The sequence below is a fragment of the Novilysobacter erysipheiresistens genome (genome assembly GCF_036663935.1).
GTDB classification, from domain to species: domain Bacteria; phylum Pseudomonadota; class Gammaproteobacteria; order Xanthomonadales; family Xanthomonadaceae; genus Novilysobacter; species Novilysobacter erysipheiresistens.
In genome coordinates, this window is the sequence record NZ_JAXGFP010000004.1 from 179,039 (window position 1) to 199,702 (window position 20,664).

The window sequence follows — 20,664 nt, forward strand, 5'->3', positions numbered from 1 at the left end:
TCGCCACCGCCCGCGGCGGACTTCAGTGTGGCCGCAGCCGGTCAGTGCGGCTGGGTGTCGTACATCCGGGTGAGGCGATCCTTGGCCGCGAGTTTCTCGCGCTTCATCCGTGACAGCGTGGTGTCGTCGATCGGCAGCACCCCGAGTTCGGCATCCATCACCTTCTTGTCGAGGGTCTTGTGGCGCTGGTAGAGCTGCTTGAACTCGGGGTTGGCCTTGATCAGTGCTTCGATTTCCGGCTGCGGTTGTTCGTCGAACATGAAAGCCTCCTTCAGCACGAATGAGAACGCCTCGGCCGGGCGGTCGAGGCGTTCATGGGGTAATCATTGATGGCAACGGCAATGCCAGGCAGGGGCCGGCGGCGCGGAACATCCGGGGCGATGCCGTTTTTCCCGATCCCCCGCAGGGCGGCCGCGCGCGGTTCGGCGGCGGATTCCTGCCCGGGTGGATCGAGTGGAACGGGGTTGTGCATGGTCGGTCCGGCTCATCGCCAAGCGGAAAACCGCCGCTTGGAGATTTGACCCTACTCCTCGGTCCGGGGGGCCACAAGGGTCGCGCGGGAGAGGCCGATGGCCGGTCGTCCGGCCTGTTGGACGGGACCCTTGCGGGGCCGGTGGCGGGCCCTGTTCACGAAACCGACGGCCGGATGAACCTCCGATTTCCGGACGAGCGGACCGCCTGCGGTGCCGCTATTGATCGTCGTCGGATGCCGCCTCGACCTGCTTGAGCAGCTCCGCTTCCTGACGTGCCAGCTCGGCCTCGCGCTCGCGGGCAGCCTTGAGCTTGGCGGCCTGGGCGCCGGCAACGTTCTGCAGCGCGGCCTCGATGTCCTGCATCGCCTCGGCATCGGTCACGGTCTGCTGGCGCAGGCGGGCGGCTTCCTCGGCCTGGATCCGGGCCTGGATCCGCAGACGCTCGGCCTCGGCGCGGGCCTGGGCGGCATCGCGGCGGCTGGCCTCGACGATCAGTTCGCTGCGCTCGCGCTCGAGCTGGTCGATCCGGCGCTGCATCGCCTCGGTACGGGCCGCGATCTCGGCGATCCGGACCCGCCGCTCGGCGACATAGTAGGCGGCATCGCGGTCACGGCTGCGGGCGTTGGCCAGCGCCTCGACGGCCTGACGCGCCTGCAGGCGCTCGTAGGCGGCCAGGCTGGCGGTCTGGCTGTCGGCATCCAGGGCGACGAGTTGCTGTGAGAGCCGGGCGGCCGCGCTTTCATCCTGCTGTGCCCGGGCCGGCGCCGCCGTCAGCAGCGCGACGGCGATCGCGGCGGCGAGCATCGCCACCCTTGCGGTCGAATACGGTGTCATCGGCTCCCCTCCCCTTGCAGGCGCTTTTGCAGGTGCTCGACCTCGGCGCGGCGCTGGGCCAGTTCCGCGGTCGCCAGCGCTTCGCGGCTGAGCGCGTGGGCCAGGTCGGCGTCGGCCCAGGCGGCCTTCGCGAGATTGCGGGCATCGTCCTCGCGACCCTCCGCCATCGCCGCCTGGGCCCGGGTCAGGGCCCCGCGGGCGGTGGCGATTTCGGCGCTGGCATACTGGTCGGCATCGGCCCCGGTGGCCCGCACGACCGCCTGCTGGGCGTTGTTCAGCTCGGCGGTCGGCGGCGGCAGGGTGGCGCACGCGCTGATCGCGCAAGCGAGACCTGTGCCCAGTAGAAAGTTACGGATTTGTGCGAAGCTGCGATGCATAGGGGAGCCGTGTCGGAAGTTTTTCGCACGGCCATTGTGGTCAGGCTGGCGCCGCGCTTGCAATGGCAACCGTACGCCGGATTCAACGAGGGGTGTGTGCATGGACATCGGCTATTTCCTGAAGCTGATGACGGAGAAGAACGCGTCGGACATGTTCCTGTCCACCGGCGCGCCGGTCTATATCAAGATCGAGGGCAGGCTGCACCCGCTGGGCAACACCGGGCTGCCGGCGGGCATGGTCAAGAAAATCGCCTACTCGCTGATGGACGAGGGCCAGGTGCCGCAGTTCGAGCGCGACCTGGAGCTGAACATCGCCTACGCGCTGCCCGACACTGGGCGCTTCCGCATCAACGTGTTCAAGCAGCGCGGCGAGGTCGGCATGGTGATCCGCGCGATCCGCAGCGTGATCCCGTCGATCGAGGAACTGCAGCTGCCGCAGGTGCTGAAGAACATCATCATGGCCCCGCGCGGGCTGGTACTGATCGTCGGTTCGACCGGTTCGGGCAAGTCGACCACGCTGGCGTCGATGATCGACCACCGCAACAGCCACATCGCAGGGCACATCCTCACCATCGAGGACCCGATCGAGTACCTGCACCGACACAAGCGCTCGATCGTCAACCAGCGCGAGGTCGGGCTCGACACCCACACCTTCCACAACGCGCTGAAGAACGCGATGCGCGAGGCGCCGGACGTGATCCTGATCGGCGAGATCCTCGACCAGACCACGATGGAGGCAGCGATCGCGTTCGCCGAGACCGGCCACCTGTGCCTGGCGACACTGCACTCCAACAACGCCGACCAGACCCTGGAGCGCATCCTCAACTTCTTCCCCGAGGGCGCGCACAAGAACGTGCTGATGAATTTGGCGCTGAACCTGAAGGCGGTGATCTCGCAGCGCCTGGTGATCGGCACCGACGGCCGCCGGCTGCCGGCCGCCGAAGTGCTGATCAACACCCCGCACATCCGCGACCTGATGCGCCGCGGCCAGGTCCACGAGATCAAGCACGCGATGGAGGAGACGCTGGAGGAAGGCATGGAGACCTTCGACCAGTGCCTGTTCCGGCTGCAAAAGGAAGGCCGGATCGGGATGGAGGAGGCGCTGCAGGCGGCCGACTCGCGCGACGGCCTGGCACTGAAGTTCCGCCTGTCGGAAGGCGCCGATGCCGAACACGATCCCTACGCGGACGTGTTCAACGCCGAGCAATAGCGACTCAGTTGGGTTGCGGCGCGTCCGGTTGAAGTTCCGGGCGCGCGCCGTCGAACGCCCGCAGCGCCAGGCAGGCCTTGTCGATCCTGGCAATCGTCGGGAACTGCGCGACGTCGACCCCGAACCGGCGGGCGTTGTAGACCTGCGGCACCAGGCAGCAGTCGGCAAGACCGGGGATGTTGCCTTCGCAGAACTCGCCGGTCGAGGGGTGGTCGTTGAGCATCGCCTCGATCGCGGCGAAGCCGCCGACGATCCAGTGCCGCACCCACTCGTCGCGCTCGGGCTGCGGGACGTTCCAGGTATTGTCGAAGTACTGCAGCACCCGCAGGTTGTTGAGCGGATGGATATCGCAGGCCACCGCCTGGGCAATCGCGCGCACGCGCTGGCGGTCGCGACTGGTCGCCGGCAGCAGCGCCGGCTCGGGCCAGGTTTCGTCGAGGTACTCGAGGATCGCGACCGACTGCCGCAGCATCCGGTCGCCGTGCTTGAGTACCGGCACCAGTTCCTGCGGGTTGATCTCGCGATAGCCTTCGGCATGCTGTTCGCCGCCGTCGCGCACCAGGTGCACCGGGATCGTCTCGTAGGCCAGGCCCTTGAGGTTCAGGCCGATCCGCACGCGATAGGCGGCGCTGGAGCGCCAGTACGAATACAGCTGCAATTGATCCACCCGCGACCTTCCTTCTGCCATCTGCGCTCCCCCTGAGCACGGTATCCGATGCAAGCGCCGGCGAACGACCATCCGCCGGCGCGGCGCCACCGCCGGTCAGGCGTCGTGGCGCTCGATGCGCTGCTCGATCGCGCCGAAGATGCTGTTGCCGGCCTTGTCGAGCATCTCGATGCGGACGGTGTCGCCGAAACTCATGAACGGCGTCGACGGCTTGCCGTCGCGCAGGGTCTCGACCGTGCGCAACTCGGCGAAACACGAGGCCCCCAGACTGGTGTCCTCGTTGGCGATCGTGCCCGAGCCGACGATGGTGCCGGCCGACAGCGGCCGCGTCTTGGTGACGTGCGCGACCAGCTGGGCGAAGTTGAACTGCATGTCGACCCCGGCCTCCGGGGCGCCGAACCATTTGCCGTTGACGTGGGTCAGCAGTGGCAGGTGGACCTTGCTGTCGCGCCAGACATCGCCCAGTTCGTCGGGCGTCACGAACACCGGGCTCAGGCCCGAGCGCGGCTTGGACTGGACGAAACCGAAGCCCTTGGCCAGCTCGCCCGGGATCAGCTTGCGCAGCGATACGTCGTTGACCAGGCCGATCAGCTGGATGTGGCCGGCGGCCTGCTCGGGAGTGAGCGCCATGGGCACGTCGTCGGTGACCACCACCAGCTCGGCCTCGAGGTCGATGCCGTAGTCTTCGCTCGGCACCCGGACCGGGTCGCGCGGGCCGAGGAAGCCGGCGCTGACCGCCTGGTACATCAGCGGATCGGTGTAGAAGCTCTCGGGCACCTCGGCGCCACGGGCGCGGCGCACACGCTCGACGTGCGGGAGGTAGGCGCTGCCATCGACGAACTCGTAGGCACGCGGCAACGGCGCTGCGAGAGCCGCCACGTCGAGGTCGAACGCACCGTCGGCCTTGCCTTCGTTGAGCGCGTCGGACAGCGTATTGAGCCGCGGCGCGATGTTCGACCAATCCTCCAGCGCGCGCTGCAGGGTATCGGCGATGCCGGTCGCACGCACCGCACGGGTGAGGTCCCGCGACACCACGATCAGGGTGCCGTCGCGGCCACCTTCCTTGAGAGAGCCCAGCTTCATCGAACAACCTCCTGATTCCAGCGTCTAAACGCGATGGTTTCAATTGTAACGGTTCGCTACGAGCGCGGTAACCCGAAGCTCCTGTAGGAGCGCTTCAGCCGCGATCGGTAACCGTTCGCCCGCGCCGACTCCCGATCGCGGCTGAAGCCGCTCCTACCAAAATCGGATCATCGCCACGGACACGAAAAAGCCCGCCGTGAGGCGGGCTTTTTCGTTTGCGTCTTGGCAGCCCCGGATGGATTCGAACCACCGAATGCCTGAGTCAGAGTCAGGTGCCTTACCGCTTGGCGACGGGGCTATGGAACTTGGCGGACAAATATTAGCGCTTGGAGAACTGGGTTGCACGACGCGCCTTGTGCAGGCCGACCTTCTTGCGCTCGACCTCGCGGGCATCGCGGGTAACGAAACCGGCCTTGCGCAGTTCGCCCTTCAGCGACTCGTCGTACTCGACCAGCGCGCGGGCGATGCCCAGGCGGATCGCACCGGCTTGGCCGGTGGTGCCGCCGCCGGCGACGGTGACGTTGACGTCGAACTTGTCGGTCGACTTGGTCAGCTCGAGCGGCTGGCGCACGATCATGCGCGCGGTCTCGCGGCCGAAGAACTCCTCGATCGAACGCTTGTTGATGGTGATGTTGCCCTCGCCCTTGCGCAGGTACACGCGAGCGGTGGAGGACTTGCGGCGGCCGGTGCCGTAGTTCTGCTGGATTGCCATATGCGTAGTGACCTTAGATATCGAGCGGCTGCGGCTGCTGGGCGGCGTGCGGGTGCTCGGCGCCGGCGTAGACCTTGAGCTTGCGGTACATGGCGCGGCCGAGCGGATTCTTCGGCAGCATGCCCTTGACGGCGGTCTCGATGACGCGCTCGGGGTGGCGCTCAAGCGCCTGGCCCAGGGTCTCGGTCTTCAGGTTGCCGATATAGCCGGTGAACCGGTGGTACTTCTTGTCGGCCAGCTTGTTACCGGTGACCACGATCTTCTCGGCGTTGATCACGACCAGGTAATCGCCGGTATCGACGTGCGGGGTGAACACCGGCTTGTGCTTGCCACGCAGGCGGTGGGCGAGCTCGGCGGCCAGGCGGCCCAGGGTCTTGCCGGAGGCGTCGACCAGGTACCAGTCACGCTGGACGGTCTCGTTCTTGGCGGTGAATGTCTTCATGACTGATCTTCTTTGGGTACCTAGCCGGGCTGATTCCGTGGTTGCGCCCCGAGGGCCGCTGCCGGAATTTCGCCACGCGTTTTGGTATTCGGAAACGAAAGAGGCGGAATGATAGCGGGACTTGCGGTGCGCCGCAAGCTCACTGAACCGCCCATGTTAGCATCGATGCATGCTCCCTGCCACGCGCACGCTCCCCACCGATCCACTGGTGGCGCTGGCCGACCGTTGCGTGCAATGCGGGCTGTGCCTGCCGGCTTGCCCGACCTATGGCCGCGAGCGCCTGGAAGCGGAGTCGCCGCGCGGCCGGATCGCGCTGACCCGGGCCTGGGCGCTCGACGCCATCGAGCCGACCGCCATTGGCGACGCCCATCTCGACCACTGCCTGGGCTGCCGCAGTTGCGAGGCGGTGTGCCCGGCCGGGGTGGAGTATGGCGCCTTGCTGGTCGAGGCACGAGGCCGGCAACGCGCGCGGTGTCCGGCGCGCTGGCGCCAGCAGGTCGCCGAGGCGCTTCTCGCGCGGCCGCGCCTGCTCGCCGGCCTGCTGGGCCTGTATCGCTTCGGCCACCCACTGTTGCCGGCGAGCTGGCGCCTGTTGCCGCGCCCGCCGGCGGCCACGCCGGTGCGGCCGGCTCCCGCCACCGGAGTCACCGCGAGCACGGCGGCGCTGTTCGTTGGCTGCATCGCCGGCCCCTATGAAGGTGCGGCGCGCGCGGCGTTGACTCGGTTGTGCGCGGCTTTGGCGGTCGAGTTGGCGATCCCCGTCGGACAAGGCTGTTGCGGCAGCGCGCATGCGCATGCCGGCGACAGTGCCCGCGCCGACCGGCTGGCCGCCGCCAACCGCATCGCGTTCGCCGGGCACGCGCGCGTACTCACGCTGGCCAGCGGCTGCCACGAGGCCGTTGCCACCGGGGTCGGCACGGCGACTATCGACGCACTGGAGTTCCTCGACGCCCACCGCGCGCAGTTGCACTTCGCCGAGCGCCGCGAGCGCATCGCTGTCCACTTGCCCTGTACCCAGCGCAACGTGGTGCGGTCGGTACCGGCGCTGCGCCGGCTGCTGGCGCAGGTCCCGGGACTGGAGGTGATCGAACTCGACGACGGTTTCGGCTGCTGTGGCGCGGCCGGCCTGCAGATGCTCACCGAGCCCGGCCGCGCGGCCGACTACCGGCAGCCATTGATCGAGCAACTCGCCGGCAGCGGTGCCACCGAGTTGCTCAGCGCCAATCTCAGTTGCCGCCTGCACTTGGCCAATAGCGCCGCGCTGCCGGTGCGGCATCCGCTGGAATTTCTCGCCGACGCGCTCGCACCTGCACCGCCAGCTCACCACCAAACCGTAGAATCGACGTCATGACCGCTCGCACCCTGTCCCCGCTGGACCGACTGTTGGGCGACGCCCAGCGCGCCATCGAAACCGTGCTCGGCGCGCCGCCGGCTCTGCGCCCGAACCCCGCCGCCGGCCAGGCCGAGATCGTGCTGGAGGATGACGAACGCCGCCATTCGGCCGGCCTGATGCGGATCAACCACGTCGGCGAAGTCTGCGCCCAGGCGCTGTACTGCGGCCAGGCCGCGGTCGCCCGCGACGAGGCGACCCGCGCCCACCTGCTCGACGCCGCGCAGGAAGAGACCGATCACCTGGCCTGGTGCCACCAGCGCCTGCGCGAGCTCGACAGCCGCCCCAGCCTGCTCAACCCGCTGTGGTACGCCGGCAGCTACGCGATCGGCGCCCTCGCCGGCCTGCGCGGCGACGGCTGGAACCTCGGCTTCGTGGTCGAGACCGAACGCCAGGTCGAGGCCCACATCGACGAGCACCTGGAATCGCTGCCGTCGGCCGACGCCCGCAGCCGCGCGATCCTCGGGGTGATGAAGGCCGACGAGGCGCGTCATGCCGCCAATGCCGAATCCGCCGGCGCGCGGGTCCTGCCGCCGCCGATTCCGACATTGATGGCTGCGGCTTCGAAGGTGATGAAGACCGTGGCTTATCGGGTCTGAAGCCTCAGGGCGGTTGTAGTGGCGTGATTGCTTCGGCCACGTGCGCGAAGCAGGAGGCGGCCGGCGGCTTCGTTGGCTTCGGGTAGGAGCGACGTGAGTCGCGACCTGTACATCGCCTCACGGGTTCGGCGGGTCGCGACTTACGTCGCTCCTACATCGGCGCTGAGCGAACGTCGGCGCTTTTTGTAGGAGCGGCTTTAGCCGCGATCTGGAGTCGGCGCGGGCGAGAAATTGTCCGATCGCGGCTGAAGCCGCTCCTACAGAAGCCCGTGCATACGCCATGGAAGAAAAGACGACGGATGCGCCACCAAGAATCCGCGCCCTGCACGCGCGACGCGGCGTCCTGTCCGGGTATTGCGGAGAGTGCGCCATGGATGGCGCACGGCGATGAGTGCGGCCATGGATGGCCGCCCGAACCGAGTAGCAATGCCCGGACAGGGCGGCGCCCCACCCGAAGCCGCGAATCCCACCAGCCGTTGCCGTTGCCGTTGCCGTTGCCATCAAGCCAACACCAAACGCAGTTCCGCCAACTCCCAAAAACAGAAAAGGCCGACATCAAGCCGGCCTTCCCGCAGCACCCCACGACCCGATCAGTCGGCCAGATTGCGCCCGTGGTAAAGCTCCTCGATCTCGCGCTTGAGCCGCGCCTCGATCTTCAGGCGCTCCTTGAACGACAGGTTGCGCGCCTTCTCCTCGAACAGGTAGCGGTCCAGGTCGAAGTCCTTCAGGTGCATCTTGGTGTGATAGATGTTTTCCTGGTAGACGTTGACGTCGATCATCTCGTAGCGCGAACGGATGTTCTTGGCCAGGTAGTCCTGGATCGAGTTGATCTTGTGGTCGATGTAGTGCTTCTTGCCCTTCACGTCGCGGGTGAAGCCGCGCACCCGGTAGTCCATCACCACGATGTCCGATTCCAGGCTCTCGATCAGGTAGTTCAACGCCTTCAGCGGCGAGATCACCCCGCAGGTCGCCACGTCGATGTCGGCGCGGAAGGTCGCGATGCCGTTGTCCGGATGGGTCTCCGGATAGGTGTGGACGGTGATGTGCGACTTGTCCATGTGCGCGACCACCGCATCGGAGATCACGCCCTTGGCGTCGCGCTTGTCGACCACCGGCTCCTCGGAGATCAGGATCGTGACCGACGCGCCCTGCGGGTCGTAGTCCTGGCGCGCGATGTTGAGGATGTTGGCGCCGATGATGTCCGCCACGTCCGTCAGGATCTGGGTCAAACGATCGGCGTTGTAGGCCTCGTCGATGTACTCGATGTAGCGCCGACGCTCCTCCTCGGAGGCGGCGTAGCAGACATCGTAGATGTTGAACGAGAGCGCCTTGGTGAGGTTATTGAACCCCTGCAACTTCAGGCGCGGCAACGGCTTGACCACGGCGGTTCCCGGTACGGCGGATAAGGGGGCGATTATGCGGCAATCGACGCCCCGGGGAAAATGCCCGGGCCACGGGAGCCGCCCGGCAAGCTGTCCCGCAGCGGCAGGATTTGCCACGCGACGCCAGTTCGACCTAAGCTCGGCGGATGCCTCGAGCAACATGCCCATGTCCGCCAACCTGGTAGCTCCCTTGACTGCCCTGCGTAGAACCAACAGCCCACTGCTGCCAGACGGCGCGGTAATCGAACGTTTCCTGGCTCACTGCCACCGCCGCCGCTACCCGTCGCGCACTGACGTGTTTCGCCCCGGCGATCCGGCCAGCACCCTGTATTACGTGGTTTCCGGCTCGGTCAGCATCATCACCGAGGAAGAGGACGGCCGCGAACTGGTGCTGGGCTATTTCGGTCCCGGCGAGTTCGTCGGCGAGCTCGGCCTGTTCATCGAAAGCGACCAGCGCGAGGTGATCCTGCGCACTCGCACCCCGTGCGAGCTGGCCGAGATCGGACACGAGCGCTTCTACGACCTGCTGCAGTCGCGGCTGGCGACCGACGCGCCGAAGCTGCTGTATTCGATCGGCGCACAGATTTCCCGGCGCCTGCTCGACACCAGCCGCAAGGCCGGCCGCCTGGCGTTCCTCGACGTCACCGACCGTATCGTCCGCGCCCTGCACGACCTGGCGAAGGAACCGGAGGCGATGAGCCACCCCGACGGCACCCAGTTGCGGGTGTCCCGGCAGGAGCTGTCGCGACTGGTCGGCTGCTCGCGCGAGATGGCCGGCCGGGTGCTGAAGAAGCTGCAGGCCGACGGCAAGCTGCACGCGCGCGGCAAGACCGTGGTGCTGTACGGCACCCGCTGAATCGCGGACGCGTGACCCGAACGGGCGGCCTGTGGGTCGCCCGTTTTGTTTGGGCAGGCGCTGATCCTGACCTGCCCGGGGATTTTGTAGGAGCGGCTTCAGCCGCGATCTGAAACCGTTCGCCCGTGCCGACTCCAGATCGCGGCTGAAGCCGCTCCTACGCCCCGAAGGAAGTCCCCTTGGGGGACAGGGTCGCCGGCGTACCCGCCCGGTCTACGCAGCCCCAGTTCAAGATAGGGGTGCCGGCCGGCAGGACCTCGCGGAACACCTCGACCCGCGCGGCCTTGGGGTTCACCACCACGGGTTTCTTCGCGGCCTTGAGCAGCGGCAGGTCGGCGCTGCTGTCGGAATAGGCGATGGCGACCGGCGCGGTGAACCCGGCGTCGCGCAGCATCGTCATCTTCATTTCGTTGTGGCAGTGGCGGGTGGCGACCACCGCGCCGAATCGCGGCCCGACCTGGGTGCCGACCACCGGCACGTCCTCGTGGGCGACGAAGGCGAGGATCGCCCGCGCCAGTTCCGGCGGCGCGCCGGTGGCGATCACCACCTGGTCGCCGGCCTGGCGATGGCGGTGCAGCACCTCCAGCGCGACCGGCAGCAGCCGTGGCTTGATCTGGTCGGCATGGCGCGCGACGTAGCGGTCGATCAGCGCATCGAGGTCGCGGCGGCGGTGGAAGCCGATCGTGCCGGCCCAGACGAAACCGGAGATGCCGACCCGGCGGGTCGGCAGGAACGCCACCATCGGCCCGAACAGCGGGGCGATCAGCAGCGCCAGCAGAGTTCGCCACCAGACGCGCCGGATCAGCCAGGCGAACAGGTGGCCACCGGAGTCGCCGTCATACAGGGTGTGGTCGAAGTCGAACACCACCAGCGGCGCGCCTTCGCGATTGCCGGGATAGGCCTGTCGTGCCGCGGGACCGGCGACACTCACGGCGCGAACATCCGCTGCAGCGCCGCACCCGGCTCGCGCTCGCGCATGAACGACTCGCCGATCAGGAACGTGTGGATGCCGGCGCCGCGCAGCCGCGCCACGTCGTCGCGGCTGGCGATGCCGCTCTCGGTGACCATGGTGCGGTCCGGCGGCACCGCGTCGCGCAGTTGCAGGGAGGTGTCGAGCGACACCTCGAAGGTGCGCAGGTTACGGTTGTTGACCCCGATCAGCTCGCAGTCGGCCTGCAGCGCGCGCTCCAGTTCGTCGATGTCGTGGACCTCGACCAGCACGTCCATGCCGAGCTCGTGGGCGAGGTTGGCCATCTCCACCAGCGGCCCGTCCTCCAGCGCGGCGACGATCAGCAGGATGCAGTCGGCGCCGATCATCCGTGCCTCGTAAACCTGGTAAGGGTCGACGATGAAGTCCTTGCGCAGCACCGGCAGTGCGCAGGCCTCGCGGGCCTCGCCGAGATAGCGGTTGCTGCCCTGGAAGAAGTCGACATCGGTAAGCACGGACAGGCACGCCGCGCCGCCGGCCTCGTAGCTGCGGGCGATCGCGGCCGGGTCGAAGTCCTTGCGGATCAGGCCCTTCGACGGGCTGGCCTTCTTGACCTCGGCGATCACCGCGGCCTCGCCGGCGGCGTGCTTGCGGCGGATCGCTTCGACGAAGCCGCGCGCCGGCGGCTGGCTGGCGGCGCGCGCGCGGACGCTGTCGAGCGCACGGATCTGGCTGCGCTGGCGGATTTCCTCGTGCTTGCGCGCGAGGATGGTGGCGAGGATGTCGCTCATCGGCCGGCCTCCGCCGGTTCTCCCGCGAGCTCCCGGGTCACCGCCACGAACTCTTCGAGCTTGGCCCGCGCCGCGCCGGACGTGATCGCCTTGCGCGCGCGTTCGATGCCATCGCCGATGCTCTCCGCCACGCCCGCCACGTACAGCGCCGCACCGGCGTTGAACGCGACGATCTCGCGCGGCAGGCCGTCGACGTCGTCCAGCGCCTCGCGCAGCATCGCGATCGACTCGGCCGGGTTGGCGACCTGCAGGTTGCGACTGGCGGCCATCGCAATCCCGTAATCCTCCGGATGCACCTCGTACTCGCGCACCTGGCCGTCGCGCAACTCGCCGACCAGCGAACCGGCGCCGAGCGACAACTCGTCCATGCCGTCGCGGCCCCACACCACCAGCGCGCGCTGCGCGCCCATCTCCTGCAGCACCCGGACCTGGATGCCGACCAGGTCGGGATGGAACACGCCCATCAGGATGCTCGGTGCGTTGGCCGGGTTGGTCAGCGGGCCGAGGATGTTGAACAGCGTGCGCACCCCCATCTCGCGGCGCACCGGCGCGACCACCTTCATCGCCGGGTGGTGCAGCGGGGCGTACATGAAGCCGATGCCGGTGCGCTCGATGCAGCGCGCGACCTGTTCGGGCTGCAGCTCGATCGCCGCGCCGAGCGCCTCGAACGCATCGGCGCTACCGGACTTGGACGACACGCTGCGGCCACCGTGCTTGGCGACCCGGCCGCCGGCGGCGGCGATCACGAAACTGCTCGCGGTGGAAATGTTGAACGTGTTGGCGCCATCGCCGCCGGTGCCGACGATGTCGACCAGGTGGCTGCGGTCGGCGACCTCGACCGGCCGCGCGAACTCGCGCATCACCCGCGCCGCGCCGGCGATCTCGCCGACGGTCTCCTTCTTGACCCGCAGGCCGGTGATGATCGCCGCGGTCATCAGCGCGCTGACCTCGCCGCGCATGATCATGCGCATCAGCTCGACCATCTCGTCATGGAAGATCTCGCGGTGCTCGATCGTGCGCTGCAGGGCTTCTTGCGGGGTGATCGGCATTACGCTCAACGCTCCAGGAAATTCTTCAACATGGCGTGGCCATGCTCGGTCAGGATCGACTCGGGATGGAACTGCACGCCCTCGACCGGGTGCTCGCGGTGGCGCAGGCCCATGATCTCGTCGAACGAGCCGTCCTCGTGGTCGCTCCAGGCGGTGATTTCCAGGCACGCCGGCAGGGTCTCGCGCGACACCACCAGCGAGTGGTAGCGGGTCGCCTCGAATGCGTCCGGCAGGTCGGTGAACACGCCCTGCCCTTCATGACGAATCTTCGAGGTCTTGCCGTGCATGATCGTCTTGGCCCGGACCACGTCGCCGCCGTAGGCCTGGCCGATGCCCTGGTGGCCCAGGCACACGCCCAGCACCGGCACCCGCGAGCCGAGCCGCTCGATCACCGCGACCGAGATCCCGGCCTCGTTGGGCGTGCACGGCCCCGGCGAGATCACGATATGCGAAGGCTGCAGCGCCTCGACCTGGGCCACCGACAACTCGTCGTTGCGGACCACCTTGACCTCGGCGCCCAGCGTCTGCAGGTACTGCACGAGGTTCCAGGTGAAGCTGTCGTAATTGTCGATCATCAGCAACATGCTGCCGGAAACCTCTTGGGGGGAAAGAGGCCTGACCTGACTTCGTTGGGAGTCGAGAGCCCGCGCAGGCAGCCGTGGCGGGTGCCCGGGGAAGCTGGATAGGCGCGCAACAGGATACCCGGCGGTTGCGGCCGGCACCATTGCCGGGACCTTCCCGGCACCAGGCGCGGTCAGCCGCCATCGAGGGCGCTGGGTCAGCCGGTATTGCTGCGTCGCAGGGGCACCGGTGCGGTCGCGATCCGGCTCTTGAGTTCGGCCATCGCCCCGGGCAACACCACCAGGTAGGCGATCAGATATTCGGTCAACTCCAGCAGTTGCCCTGCGGTGGCCTGGTCGATCGCGGCTTCGTCGGCGAACTCGCGGCCGAAACTGCCGTCAGGGGCAAGCAGGCCGGCGATGTCGCGCAGTGGTGCGGCCAGGTCGACCTCGGCCAGCGCGTCCAGTTGCCGCGGCAGTGACAGATCGCGCTTGTCGTCGGGCAGCAGGCGGGTGGCCAGGCCTTCCAGCAGGTGTCGCACCATCAGCGCCGACGCGCCCCACTCGGTCTGGTTGTACAGCTTCAACGCCGACTCGTAGGTGCGCCCGAGTGGACCCGACAATGCCGCCAGATGCTCGAGGCCATGCACGCTGTCGCGGGCGGTGGACGGGGGGTGCAGGTACAACTCGGCGGCCTTGTGGATGCCGTTGCTGTCCTCGAGCAATTGCAGGAACAGCACGTTGTCCTCGCAGCGCGAACACGGCGCTTCGGCGACGGCGACCTGGCGCCCGTGCTCGTGCCACGACTTCGGCAGGAAGCTCGACTCCTTCAGGCAATGCGGGCAGACCAGTTCGAGCGTTTGCGGGCAACCGTTGGAGAATCGGGTGTGCACGTGCTTGTCGTGAACGAGCTGCATCGGTGACCTTCCCCGGCGCCTGGGCGCCTGCGACCGTCGTGGTTCGAGTGAACCCGCCCCTCTGTGAATATGACGTTGAGGGTTGCGCGCGGCGGCCACCGCGACAGGCGGCTACAGGCCTCGTGCAGCCTCCGTCACGGCCCTGAACAGGGCACGACCCTTGTTCATCGTCTCTTCCCATTCCTTCGCCGGGTCGGAGTCGTAGACGATCCCGGCGCCGGCCTGCACGTGCAGGCGGCCGTCCTGGATCACCGCGGTGCGGATCGCGATCGCGGTGTCGGCGTCGCCGTGCCAGCCGAGGTAGCCGATGCTGCCGGCGTAGACGTTGCGCTTGATCGGCTCGAGTTCGCGAATGACCTCCAGCGCGCGGATCTTCGGGGCGCCGCTGACGGTGCCGGCCGGGAACGTCGCGCGCAGCACGTCGGCGTAGCTGAGGCCGGGCTTCAAGGTGCCGGTGACCTCGCTGACGATGTGCATGACATGGCTGTAGCGCTCGATCACGAATTGCTCGCCGACCTCGACCGTGCCCGGTTCGCTGACCCGGCCGACGTCGTTGCGGCCGAGGTCGATCAGCATCAGGTGTTCGGCGCGTTCCTTCGGGTCGGCTAGCAGTTCGGCCTCGAGCGCGGCGTCCTCCGCGGGGGTCGCGCCGCGCGGGCGGGTACCGGCGATCGGCCGCACGGTGACGGTGCCGCGCCCGGCCTCGTCGTGCTCGAGCCGGACCAGGATCTCCGGCGATGAGCCGACCACCTGCATCTCGCCGACGTCGAGGAAGTACATGTACGGCGACGGGTTCAGCGCGCGCAGGGCGCGGTAGACGTCGACCGGGCGAGCCTTGAACGGCACACTGAGGCGCTGGCTCAGCACGACCTGGAAGATGTCGCCGGCGCGGATGTATTCCTTCGACTGCTCGACCGCCTTGATGAAACCCTCGCGGGTGAAACCGGAGACGAAATCGGCCTCGTCCAGGCCGTTCGGGTCGAGCGTTTCGGGGTAGCTCGCGCCGCTGTTGCGCAGACGATGGACGAGCTGGTCGAGCCGGCGATTGGCCTTGGCGTAGGCCTGCGGCTCGGCCGGGTCGGCGTGGACGATCAGGTACAGCCGGCCCTTGAGGTTGTCGAATACTGCGACTTCCTCGCTGAGCATCAGCAGGATGTCTGGGGTGCCGAGCTCGTCGGGCTTGAGCTCACCATCGGGACCGGGTCCGGCCAGCCGGGGCTCGATGTACTGGATGCACTCGAAACCGAACCAGCCGACCAAGCCGCCGGTGAAGCCCGGCAGCCCGTCGATCTTCGGCACCGAGAACTGCGTGCGCAGGCGTTCGACCTCGGCGAACGGATCGGCGACCTCGCGCGCCTCGACCAGCTCGCCGTGCTCGGTGACATACAGGGTGTGGCCGGCGAACGCGTACACGCGGCGCGCCGGCAGGCCGATGATCGAGTAACGGCCGAAGCGCTCGCCACCCTCGACCGATTCGAACAGGTAGGTGTGCGGGCCGTCGGCGAGTTTCAGGTAGACCGACAACGGGGTGTCGAGGTCGGAGAACACCTCGCGCACCACCGGGATCCGGGTGTGGCCGTCAGCGGCCTGCTGGGCGAAGCGTTCGGACTGGTGGTCGGGCGTGGACACGCGGCATTTCCTCAAGGGGCGACGGGGCGGTGACGGCAGCGGCAAGCCACCATCGCCAACCCGCGTCGGCGTTGCAGGAACCGGCATCGCGGGACAACAGGTTCGCCCGGAAATTCATCGGCGCAGTTTACGCGATGACCAGCCCGGGCGGCGGTTCCGGCGCCGCGTCTTCCGCCGGCAACGGATTGGCGGGCGGACGCAGCAACGGACAGCCCGGCGGCAGGTGCATGCGCACGCGCCGGGCGACGCAATCGATGTGGAAGCGGGTCGACTGGACCGGCTCGCCGTCGAGGTTGAGGGTCAGCGGCTCGGGTGCTTCGATCTCGACCCACGGCAGCTGACGGCGCACGGCCACGCGCTCAAGCGCAGCGTCCTTGCCGTCCGCCACCAGCGTGCCGAGGGTGCCTGCGACCTCACCCTCGAGTTCGGGAACGATGGTCAGGTCGAGCAGGTCGTCGTCGATCACCGCACCGGGGCACAGCGCCTGGCCGCCGCCGGCCTGGCGACCGTTGCCGATGCCCAGGGCGATGAAGCCGCCCTGCCATTCGAACGCCTCGCCGGTCGCCGTGGTCGCGCTGATCCGGGCCTGGATCGGATCGATCCGGCCGAGTTTGGCGATGCCGGTGATCATGTAGGCCAAGCCGCCGAGCATCTTCTTCAGGCCCTCGTCGGTCTCGACCGTGACCTGGGTGCCGAACCCGCCGCTGGCGAGGTTGGCGCACCAGTGGATGTCGTGCTGGCTGTCGATCCGCAACAGGTCGATCGGTTGCGCGGTCGCGGTGCGTACCAGGCCCAGCGCCGCATCCGGTTCCACCGGGATCTGCGCGGCGCTGGCGAAGTCGTTGGCCGTGCCCATCGGCACCAGTGCCAGGCTCGGCAATGTGTCGGCGTCCTCGTCGCGCTGGGCAAGCGTGGTCGCCACTTCGCTCAATGTGCCGTCACCGCCGGCCGCGATCACGGTGTCGACGCCATCGGCGATCGCCTCGGCGACGTAGCGTTCGGCATCGCCGTCCTCCCACGTCACCCGGACGCTGAGCGCGATCCCCTGCTCGCGCATCGTCGCGACCGCTGCGCGCAGCAGTTCGTCGCCGGCGGACTTGCCGTTGAGGATCAGGCGCCAGCGGGGCTGGTCCGGCACGGGTTTGGGTTTACTCATCGCGACAGGCTAGCAATGTCGTCGTGAAAACGGCGACCGGCAAACAGGGGCTGCCGCCGGCCCGGCGCCACCGCGCTCTGTCATCGGGGCGTCATGCAATGGGCGGAGCATGGAAGGCCATAACAGGGACGACTGGCGGAGGCGGGATTGCCTCCAATCATTGCTGGAGACCGATGGCCGCCCCTGGACATCGGTCTTCTTTTTTTGTGCGACCCGCGGATCTCAGCCGCGCACGCCGGCCACGGCCGCCTTCATCCGCGACACCACGTCGGCATAGTCGTCGGCGTTGAAGATCGCCGAGCCGGCGACGAAGGTGTCGGCGCCGGCGGCGGCGATCTCGGCGATGTTGTCGGCCTTGACCCCGCCGTCGATCTCCAGCCGGATCGCCCGGCCGCTGGCGTCGATCCGCTCGCGCACGCGGCGCAGCTTGTCGAGCGTGGACGGAATGAACGCCTGCCCGCCGAAACCCGGGTTGACCGACATCAGCAGCACCATGTCGAGCTCGTCGAGCACGTAGTCGAGCACCTCCACCGGCGTGCCCGGGTTAAGCACCAACCCGGCCTGGCAGCCGTGCGACTTGATCAGCTGCACGGTGCGGTGGACGTGGCGGCTGGCCTCGGGGTGGAAGCTGATCAAGCTGGCGCCGGCCTTGGCGAAGTCCGGGACGATGCGGTCAACCGGCTCGACCATCAGGTGCACGTCGATCGGCGCGGTGACCCCGTGTTTCCTCAACGCCTCGCAGACCAGCGGGCCGATGGTCAGGTTCGGCACGTAGTGGTTGTCCATGACGTCAAAATGGACCCAGTCGGCGCCGGCTTTGATGACGTTGTCGACTTCCTCGCCGAGGCGGGCGAAGTCGGCGGAGAGGATCGACGGGGCGATGACGGTCGGTTGCATGGCGCGGGCTCGCTCGGACAGGGGAGCATTGTGGCCTTCCCGCATGAACGGGGAAAGCTCGCCGCCTTTTGACGCCGGGCTCAGCATTGTGAGGGCGCGGTCAGGGGGCCGCTGCATCCGAATGTGGAGGATGGCCGTATCGCCGGGTGATGCCCGCCCAGCGATCGTGGACATTCGCCCACGCTCGAATCACGGCATCGCACGTGCAACCGGAACGAGAATCCCCCAATCCAGAGGAGCGACACCATGATTTCGCACTTCCCCCGAGCAACCGTGTTCGCCGCGCTCGTCCTCGGCATGTCCCCCGCATTGGCGCAGTCGACCGCCGACGACACCTGGACCGGTGGCTACGTCGGCGGTTATGCCGGCGCCGGGTTCGATCCGGACGACGAAGGTGATCGCATCCGGTTCGACACCAACCTGGACTCTGGTTTCGACGACACCGTGCGCACTGGCGCTGGCGCCGACGCGTTCTCACCCGGGTTCTGCGACGGCACCGCGCGCGGCAGCACTCCCGCCGATGGTTGCAACGACAACACGGCCGGCGCCGACGTCGGCCTGCGTGCCGGCTTCGACTGGCAGATCGGCGGCTTCGTGGTCGGCCTGGTCGGCGACTACGGCTGGAACGAAGCCCGGGATGGCGTGACCGGATTCAGCACCACGCCGGCCAGCTACACCATGTTGCGGAAGATCGACGACCTGTTCGCCGTCCGCGGTCGTGTCGGCATGGCGTTCGGTGGCGGCAGCATCCCCGACAACCTGCTCTACGTCACCGCCGGCTATGCGCAGGCGTCCATCGAGAACAGCTTCAGCACTACCAACGGGTCCAACACTTTCACCAACACCGGCGAAAGCGACGCGGACGGCGAACAGTACGGCATCGGTTACGAGTACCTGGCCAACGACCATCTCGCAATCGGTATCGAATACATGCACACCCGCCTGACCGACGATGAATTCCGCGTGCGCGCGCAAGGCCCGGTGCCGGCGACCAACCCGTTCGTACTGGTCAATCCCGACGGCACCGACTTCCGCCGCGGCGACGAGGACTTCGATCTCGACAGCCTGCGGCTGACCGCGACCTACCGGTTCTGAGTTGGGGAGCCGCTGCGGGCCGGACTTCGGCCCGGCAGCGGCTGTGGTGTCAACGCCGACCGCGCAAGGTCTTGATCCGCTTGTAGGCGCGGTTGATCTCGCCGGCGCGGGTCGCGGCCTGCCGACGCGGCTCGCTGGCGTCGCCACCCACCCGGTCCGGGTGGTGCCGCGAGATCAGCCGCCGGTAGGCGCGTTCGATTTCGGCATCGCTGGCCTCGGGGCCGACCCCGAGCACGGCGTACGGGTCTTCGCGCGGCGCTCGCTCGTCCGCGGCGCGGCCCTTCGGACGACCCCGCGCACCGCTGAACCAGCCACTATCGAAGGCATGGCCGATCAGCAGCCCGACCAACGCGCCGAACAGCGGGTTGAACCGCAGCAGCGCGATGCCGAGCACCACCCCGATCAGCTTGCCGTACCAGCGATTCATCGGCCTCGCGCCATTGCGGTTTCCCGGGTCCGGATCCGGCCCGGCGAACCGTGGCGCCGACGCCCGGCGTCAGGCGGCCAGTCTACCTGCAGCCGTCGTCGCGTCGTCGTACACTGCCCGGCCCCGTCGCGCACGCGCGCGTGGATTCATGCGACGCACCGCGGCGACGGGGACCGTGACCATCAAGGATCCGACGTTGTCCAACACCGTGCTTCGAGCCTCGCTCTCCGAATCCGACCTGCCCGGCCTGCCCCTGCGCCACCGCGGCAAGGTCCGTGACGTGTTCGACCTGCCTGCCGACCGCCTGCCCGCTGGCACGCCGAACGGCGACTACTTGTTGATGGTCGCGACCGACCGCCTCAGCGCGTTCGACGTGGTCCTGCCCGACCCGATCCCGGGCAAGGGCGAGATGCTGTGCCAGATCAGCAACTTCTGGTTCGGCAAGACCAGCCACATCGTTGCCAACCACCTGACCGGGATCGACGTCGCCGACGTGCTCCCGGCCGGGGTCGACCCCGCGCTGTACGCCCGCCGCGCGGTGGTGACCAAGCGGCTCAAGCCGGTGCCGATCGAATGCATCGCCCGCGGCTACGTGATCGGCAGCGGCTGGAAGGATTACCAGCGCACCGGCCGGATCAGCGGCATCGCCCTGCCCGACGGCCTGCGCCAGGCCGAGAAGCTGGCCGAGCCGATCTTCACCCCGTCGACCAAGGCCGCGGTCGGCGACCACGACGAGAACATCGACTTCGACACCGCGGTGCGGCTGTGCGGCGCCGAACTGGCCGAGGCGGTGCGCGACGCGACCCTGCGGCTGTACCGCTTCGCCGCCGACTATGCGGCCGAACGCGGGATCCTGCTGGCCGACACCAAGTTCGAGTTCGGCACCGACGCCGACGGCCGCCTGTACGTGATGGACGAGATGCTGACGCCGGACTCCTCGCGTTACTGGCCGGCCGACGAGTACCAGGTCGGCAGCAGCCCGCCGAGCTACGACAAGCAGATCGTCCGCGACTACCTGGAGACGCTGGACTGGGACAAGACCGCGCCCGGGCCGAAGCTGCCGGCCGAGGTGATCGAGCGGACGCGGGCGCGTTATGCCGAGGCGCTGCACCGGTTGGCGGGCATTGCAATAGACTGAGGCTTGACCGTTTTTGTAGGAGCGGCTTCAGCCGCGATCTGGAATCGTGCGC

At 68.1% G+C, this 20,664-nt stretch carries 23 protein-coding genes and 1 tRNA gene; 6 read left to right on the plus strand and 18 right to left on the minus strand.

Annotated features, from left to right (window positions below; translation table 11 throughout):
* Positions 1–41: 41 nt before the first annotated feature.
* The 3 genes from SNE34_RS09110 to SNE34_RS09120 form a co-directional block, all read right to left on the minus strand.
* Positions 42–260, minus strand: a complete 219-nt coding sequence (locus SNE34_RS09110) for an HP1242/YdcH family protein (protein WP_332616670.1) — start codon at positions 258–260, stop codon at positions 42–44.
* A gap of 429 nt (positions 261–689) precedes the next feature.
* Positions 690–1,307, minus strand: a complete 618-nt coding sequence (locus tag SNE34_RS09115; RefSeq protein ID WP_332616671.1) for a hypothetical protein — start codon at positions 1,305–1,307, stop codon at positions 690–692.
* Positions 1,304–1,792: a DUF4398 domain-containing protein gene (locus tag SNE34_RS09120; protein ID WP_332616672.1), complete on the minus strand. Its 489-nt coding sequence runs from the start codon at positions 1,790–1,792 to the stop codon at positions 1,304–1,306. Before SNE34_RS09120 ends, SNE34_RS09115 begins: the two co-directional genes overlap by 4 nt.
* On the opposite strand from SNE34_RS09120, the gene SNE34_RS09125 reads away from it, so the two are divergent.
* A complete protein-coding gene (locus tag SNE34_RS09125; protein ID WP_332616673.1) occupies positions 1,785–2,894 on the plus strand; it encodes a PilT/PilU family type 4a pilus ATPase in 1,110 nt (369 codons plus the stop codon). The genes SNE34_RS09120 and SNE34_RS09125 overlap by 8 nt on opposite strands.
* Before the next feature lie 4 nt (positions 2,895–2,898).
* Here SNE34_RS09125 and maiA read toward each other — a convergent pair whose 3' ends face one another.
* The 5 genes from maiA to rplM all read right to left on the minus strand — a co-directional run bounded on the left by maiA (position 2,899) and on the right by rplM (position 5,798).
* Positions 2,899–3,561 (minus strand): maleylacetoacetate isomerase, encoded by a 663-nt coding sequence (gene maiA, locus SNE34_RS09130; RefSeq protein ID WP_332616674.1) that lies wholly within the window; start codon positions 3,559–3,561, stop codon positions 2,899–2,901.
* 96 nt (positions 3,562–3,657) lie between these two features.
* Entirely contained in the window at positions 3,658–4,644 is a 987-nt protein-coding gene (locus SNE34_RS09135) for a fumarylacetoacetate hydrolase family protein (RefSeq protein ID WP_332616676.1), read from the minus strand.
* 223 nt (positions 4,645–4,867) lie between these two features.
* Positions 4,868–4,942 (minus strand) — tRNA-Gln (locus SNE34_RS09140).
* A 21-nt stretch (positions 4,943–4,963) separates the two neighbouring features.
* Entirely contained in the window at positions 4,964–5,356 is a 393-nt protein-coding gene (rpsI, locus tag SNE34_RS09145) for a 30S ribosomal protein S9 (protein ID WP_332616678.1), read from the minus strand.
* A gap of 13 nt (positions 5,357–5,369) precedes the next feature.
* Complete coding sequence (rplM, locus tag SNE34_RS09150; protein WP_332616679.1) at positions 5,370–5,798, minus strand: 50S ribosomal protein L13; 429 nt, start codon at positions 5,796–5,798, stop codon at positions 5,370–5,372.
* 169 nt (positions 5,799–5,967) lie between these two features.
* Here rplM and SNE34_RS09155 point away from each other — a divergent pair, with 169 nt between their 5' ends.
* Positions 5,968–7,149: a (Fe-S)-binding protein gene (locus SNE34_RS09155; RefSeq protein ID WP_332616680.1), complete on the plus strand. Its 1,182-nt coding sequence runs from the start codon at positions 5,968–5,970 to the stop codon at positions 7,147–7,149.
* On the plus strand, positions 7,146–7,787 hold the full coding sequence (gene coq7, locus SNE34_RS09160; RefSeq protein ID WP_332616681.1) for a 2-polyprenyl-3-methyl-6-methoxy-1,4-benzoquinone monooxygenase: 642 nt from the start codon (positions 7,146–7,148) through the stop codon (positions 7,785–7,787). Before SNE34_RS09155 ends, coq7 begins: the two co-directional genes overlap by 4 nt.
* Before the next feature lie 590 nt (positions 7,788–8,377).
* Here coq7 and speD read toward each other — a convergent pair.
* The gene (gene speD / locus SNE34_RS09165) at positions 8,378–9,169 is read right to left on the minus strand and encodes an adenosylmethionine decarboxylase (RefSeq protein WP_332616682.1); all 792 of its coding nucleotides are present in this window, start codon (positions 9,167–9,169) and stop codon (positions 8,378–8,380) included.
* A gap of 166 nt (positions 9,170–9,335) precedes the next feature.
* On the opposite strand from speD, the gene crp reads away from it, so the two are divergent.
* A complete protein-coding gene (crp, locus tag SNE34_RS09170) occupies positions 9,336–10,025 on the plus strand; it encodes a cAMP-activated global transcriptional regulator CRP (RefSeq protein ID WP_425604492.1) in 690 nt (229 codons plus the stop codon).
* 157 nt (positions 10,026–10,182) lie between these two features.
* Here the strand turns inward: crp and SNE34_RS09175 are convergent, their stop codons facing one another.
* From SNE34_RS09175 to rpe, 8 genes are all read right to left on the minus strand, one after another.
* Positions 10,183–10,956, minus strand: coding sequence for a haloacid dehalogenase-like hydrolase (locus SNE34_RS09175; RefSeq protein ID WP_332616683.1), 774 nt, complete (start codon positions 10,954–10,956; stop codon positions 10,183–10,185).
* The gene (gene trpC, locus SNE34_RS09180; RefSeq protein WP_332616684.1) at positions 10,953–11,744 is read right to left on the minus strand and encodes an indole-3-glycerol phosphate synthase TrpC; all 792 of its coding nucleotides are present in this window, start codon (positions 11,742–11,744) and stop codon (positions 10,953–10,955) included. The genes SNE34_RS09175 and trpC overlap by 4 nt, the downstream gene beginning before the upstream one ends.
* Positions 11,741–12,793, minus strand: coding sequence for an anthranilate phosphoribosyltransferase (gene trpD / locus SNE34_RS09185; RefSeq protein ID WP_332616685.1), 1,053 nt, complete (start codon positions 12,791–12,793; stop codon positions 11,741–11,743). The genes trpC and trpD overlap by 4 nt, the downstream gene beginning before the upstream one ends.
* A gap of 5 nt (positions 12,794–12,798) precedes the next feature.
* Positions 12,799–13,377, minus strand: a complete 579-nt coding sequence (locus tag SNE34_RS09190; protein WP_332616686.1) for an anthranilate synthase component II — start codon at positions 13,375–13,377, stop codon at positions 12,799–12,801.
* A gap of 194 nt (positions 13,378–13,571) precedes the next feature.
* Entirely contained in the window at positions 13,572–14,270 is a 699-nt protein-coding gene (locus SNE34_RS09195) for a hypothetical protein (RefSeq protein WP_332616687.1), read from the minus strand.
* A 111-nt stretch (positions 14,271–14,381) separates the two neighbouring features.
* Positions 14,382–15,818: an anthranilate synthase component I gene (trpE, locus tag SNE34_RS09200; protein WP_332616846.1), complete on the minus strand. Its 1,437-nt coding sequence runs from the start codon at positions 15,816–15,818 to the stop codon at positions 14,382–14,384.
* 208 nt (positions 15,819–16,026) lie between these two features.
* Positions 16,027–17,055 (minus strand): lipid kinase YegS, encoded by a 1,029-nt coding sequence (gene yegS, locus SNE34_RS09205; protein WP_332616688.1) that lies wholly within the window; start codon positions 17,053–17,055, stop codon positions 16,027–16,029.
* 222 nt (positions 17,056–17,277) lie between these two features.
* Complete coding sequence (rpe, locus tag SNE34_RS09210) at positions 17,278–17,952, minus strand: ribulose-phosphate 3-epimerase (RefSeq protein WP_332616689.1); 675 nt, start codon at positions 17,950–17,952, stop codon at positions 17,278–17,280.
* A 246-nt stretch (positions 17,953–18,198) separates the two neighbouring features.
* Here rpe and SNE34_RS09215 point away from each other — a divergent pair, with 246 nt between their 5' ends.
* Positions 18,199–19,047 (plus strand): outer membrane protein, encoded by an 849-nt coding sequence (locus tag SNE34_RS09215; protein WP_332616690.1) that lies wholly within the window; start codon positions 18,199–18,201, stop codon positions 19,045–19,047.
* Positions 19,048–19,096: 49 nt separating this feature from the next.
* Here the strand turns inward: SNE34_RS09215 and SNE34_RS09220 are convergent, their stop codons facing one another.
* The gene (locus SNE34_RS09220; RefSeq protein ID WP_332616691.1) at positions 19,097–19,474 is read right to left on the minus strand and encodes a J domain-containing protein; all 378 of its coding nucleotides are present in this window, start codon (positions 19,472–19,474) and stop codon (positions 19,097–19,099) included.
* Between the two features lie 148 nt (positions 19,475–19,622).
* Here SNE34_RS09220 and SNE34_RS09225 point away from each other — a divergent pair, with 148 nt between their 5' ends.
* The gene (locus SNE34_RS09225) at positions 19,623–20,612 is read left to right on the plus strand and encodes a phosphoribosylaminoimidazolesuccinocarboxamide synthase (RefSeq protein ID WP_425604493.1); all 990 of its coding nucleotides are present in this window, start codon (positions 19,623–19,625) and stop codon (positions 20,610–20,612) included.
* Positions 20,613–20,664: the final 52 nt, after the last annotated feature.

Bases quoted from the DNA above. Each gene is read 5' to 3' on its own strand.
- SNE34_RS09110 (WP_332616670.1), bottom strand. From the start codon at position 260: ATGTTCGACGAACAACCGCAGCCGGAAATCGAAGCACTGATCAAGGCC.
- SNE34_RS09115 (WP_332616671.1), bottom strand. From the start codon at position 1,307: ATGACACCGTATTCGACCGCAAGGGTGGCGATGCTCGCCGCCGCGATC.
- SNE34_RS09125 (WP_332616673.1), top strand. From the start codon at position 1,785: ATGGACATCGGCTATTTCCTGAAGCTGATGACGGAGAAGAACGCGTCG.
- SNE34_RS09120 (WP_332616672.1), bottom strand. From the start codon at position 1,792: ATGTCCATGCACACACCCCTCGTTGAATCCGGCGTACGGTTGCCATTG.
- SNE34_RS09135 (WP_332616676.1), bottom strand. From the start codon at position 4,644: ATGAAGCTGGGCTCTCTCAAGGAAGGTGGCCGCGACGGCACCCTGATC.
- rpsI (WP_332616678.1), bottom strand. From the start codon at position 5,356: ATGGCAATCCAGCAGAACTACGGCACCGGCCGCCGCAAGTCCTCCACC.
- rplM (WP_332616679.1), bottom strand. From the start codon at position 5,798: ATGAAGACATTCACCGCCAAGAACGAGACCGTCCAGCGTGACTGGTAC.
- SNE34_RS09155 (WP_332616680.1), top strand. From the start codon at position 5,968: ATGCTCCCTGCCACGCGCACGCTCCCCACCGATCCACTGGTGGCGCTG.
- coq7 (WP_332616681.1), top strand. From the start codon at position 7,146: ATGACCGCTCGCACCCTGTCCCCGCTGGACCGACTGTTGGGCGACGCC.
- crp (WP_425604492.1), top strand. From the start codon at position 9,336: ATGTCCGCCAACCTGGTAGCTCCCTTGACTGCCCTGCGTAGAACCAAC.
- trpC (WP_332616684.1), bottom strand. From the start codon at position 11,744: ATGAGCGACATCCTCGCCACCATCCTCGCGCGCAAGCACGAGGAAATC.
- trpD (WP_332616685.1), bottom strand. From the start codon at position 12,793: ATGCCGATCACCCCGCAAGAAGCCCTGCAGCGCACGATCGAGCACCGC.
- SNE34_RS09190 (WP_332616686.1), bottom strand. From the start codon at position 13,377: ATGTTGCTGATGATCGACAATTACGACAGCTTCACCTGGAACCTCGTG.
- SNE34_RS09195 (WP_332616687.1), bottom strand. From the start codon at position 14,270: ATGCAGCTCGTTCACGACAAGCACGTGCACACCCGATTCTCCAACGGT.
- yegS (WP_332616688.1), bottom strand. From the start codon at position 17,055: ATGAGTAAACCCAAACCCGTGCCGGACCAGCCCCGCTGGCGCCTGATC.
- rpe (WP_332616689.1), bottom strand. From the start codon at position 17,952: ATGCAACCGACCGTCATCGCCCCGTCGATCCTCTCCGCCGACTTCGCC.
- SNE34_RS09215 (WP_332616690.1), top strand. From the start codon at position 18,199: ATGATTTCGCACTTCCCCCGAGCAACCGTGTTCGCCGCGCTCGTCCTC.
- SNE34_RS09220 (WP_332616691.1), bottom strand. From the start codon at position 19,474: ATGAATCGCTGGTACGGCAAGCTGATCGGGGTGGTGCTCGGCATCGCG.
- SNE34_RS09225 (WP_425604493.1), top strand. From the start codon at position 19,623: ATGCGACGCACCGCGGCGACGGGGACCGTGACCATCAAGGATCCGACG.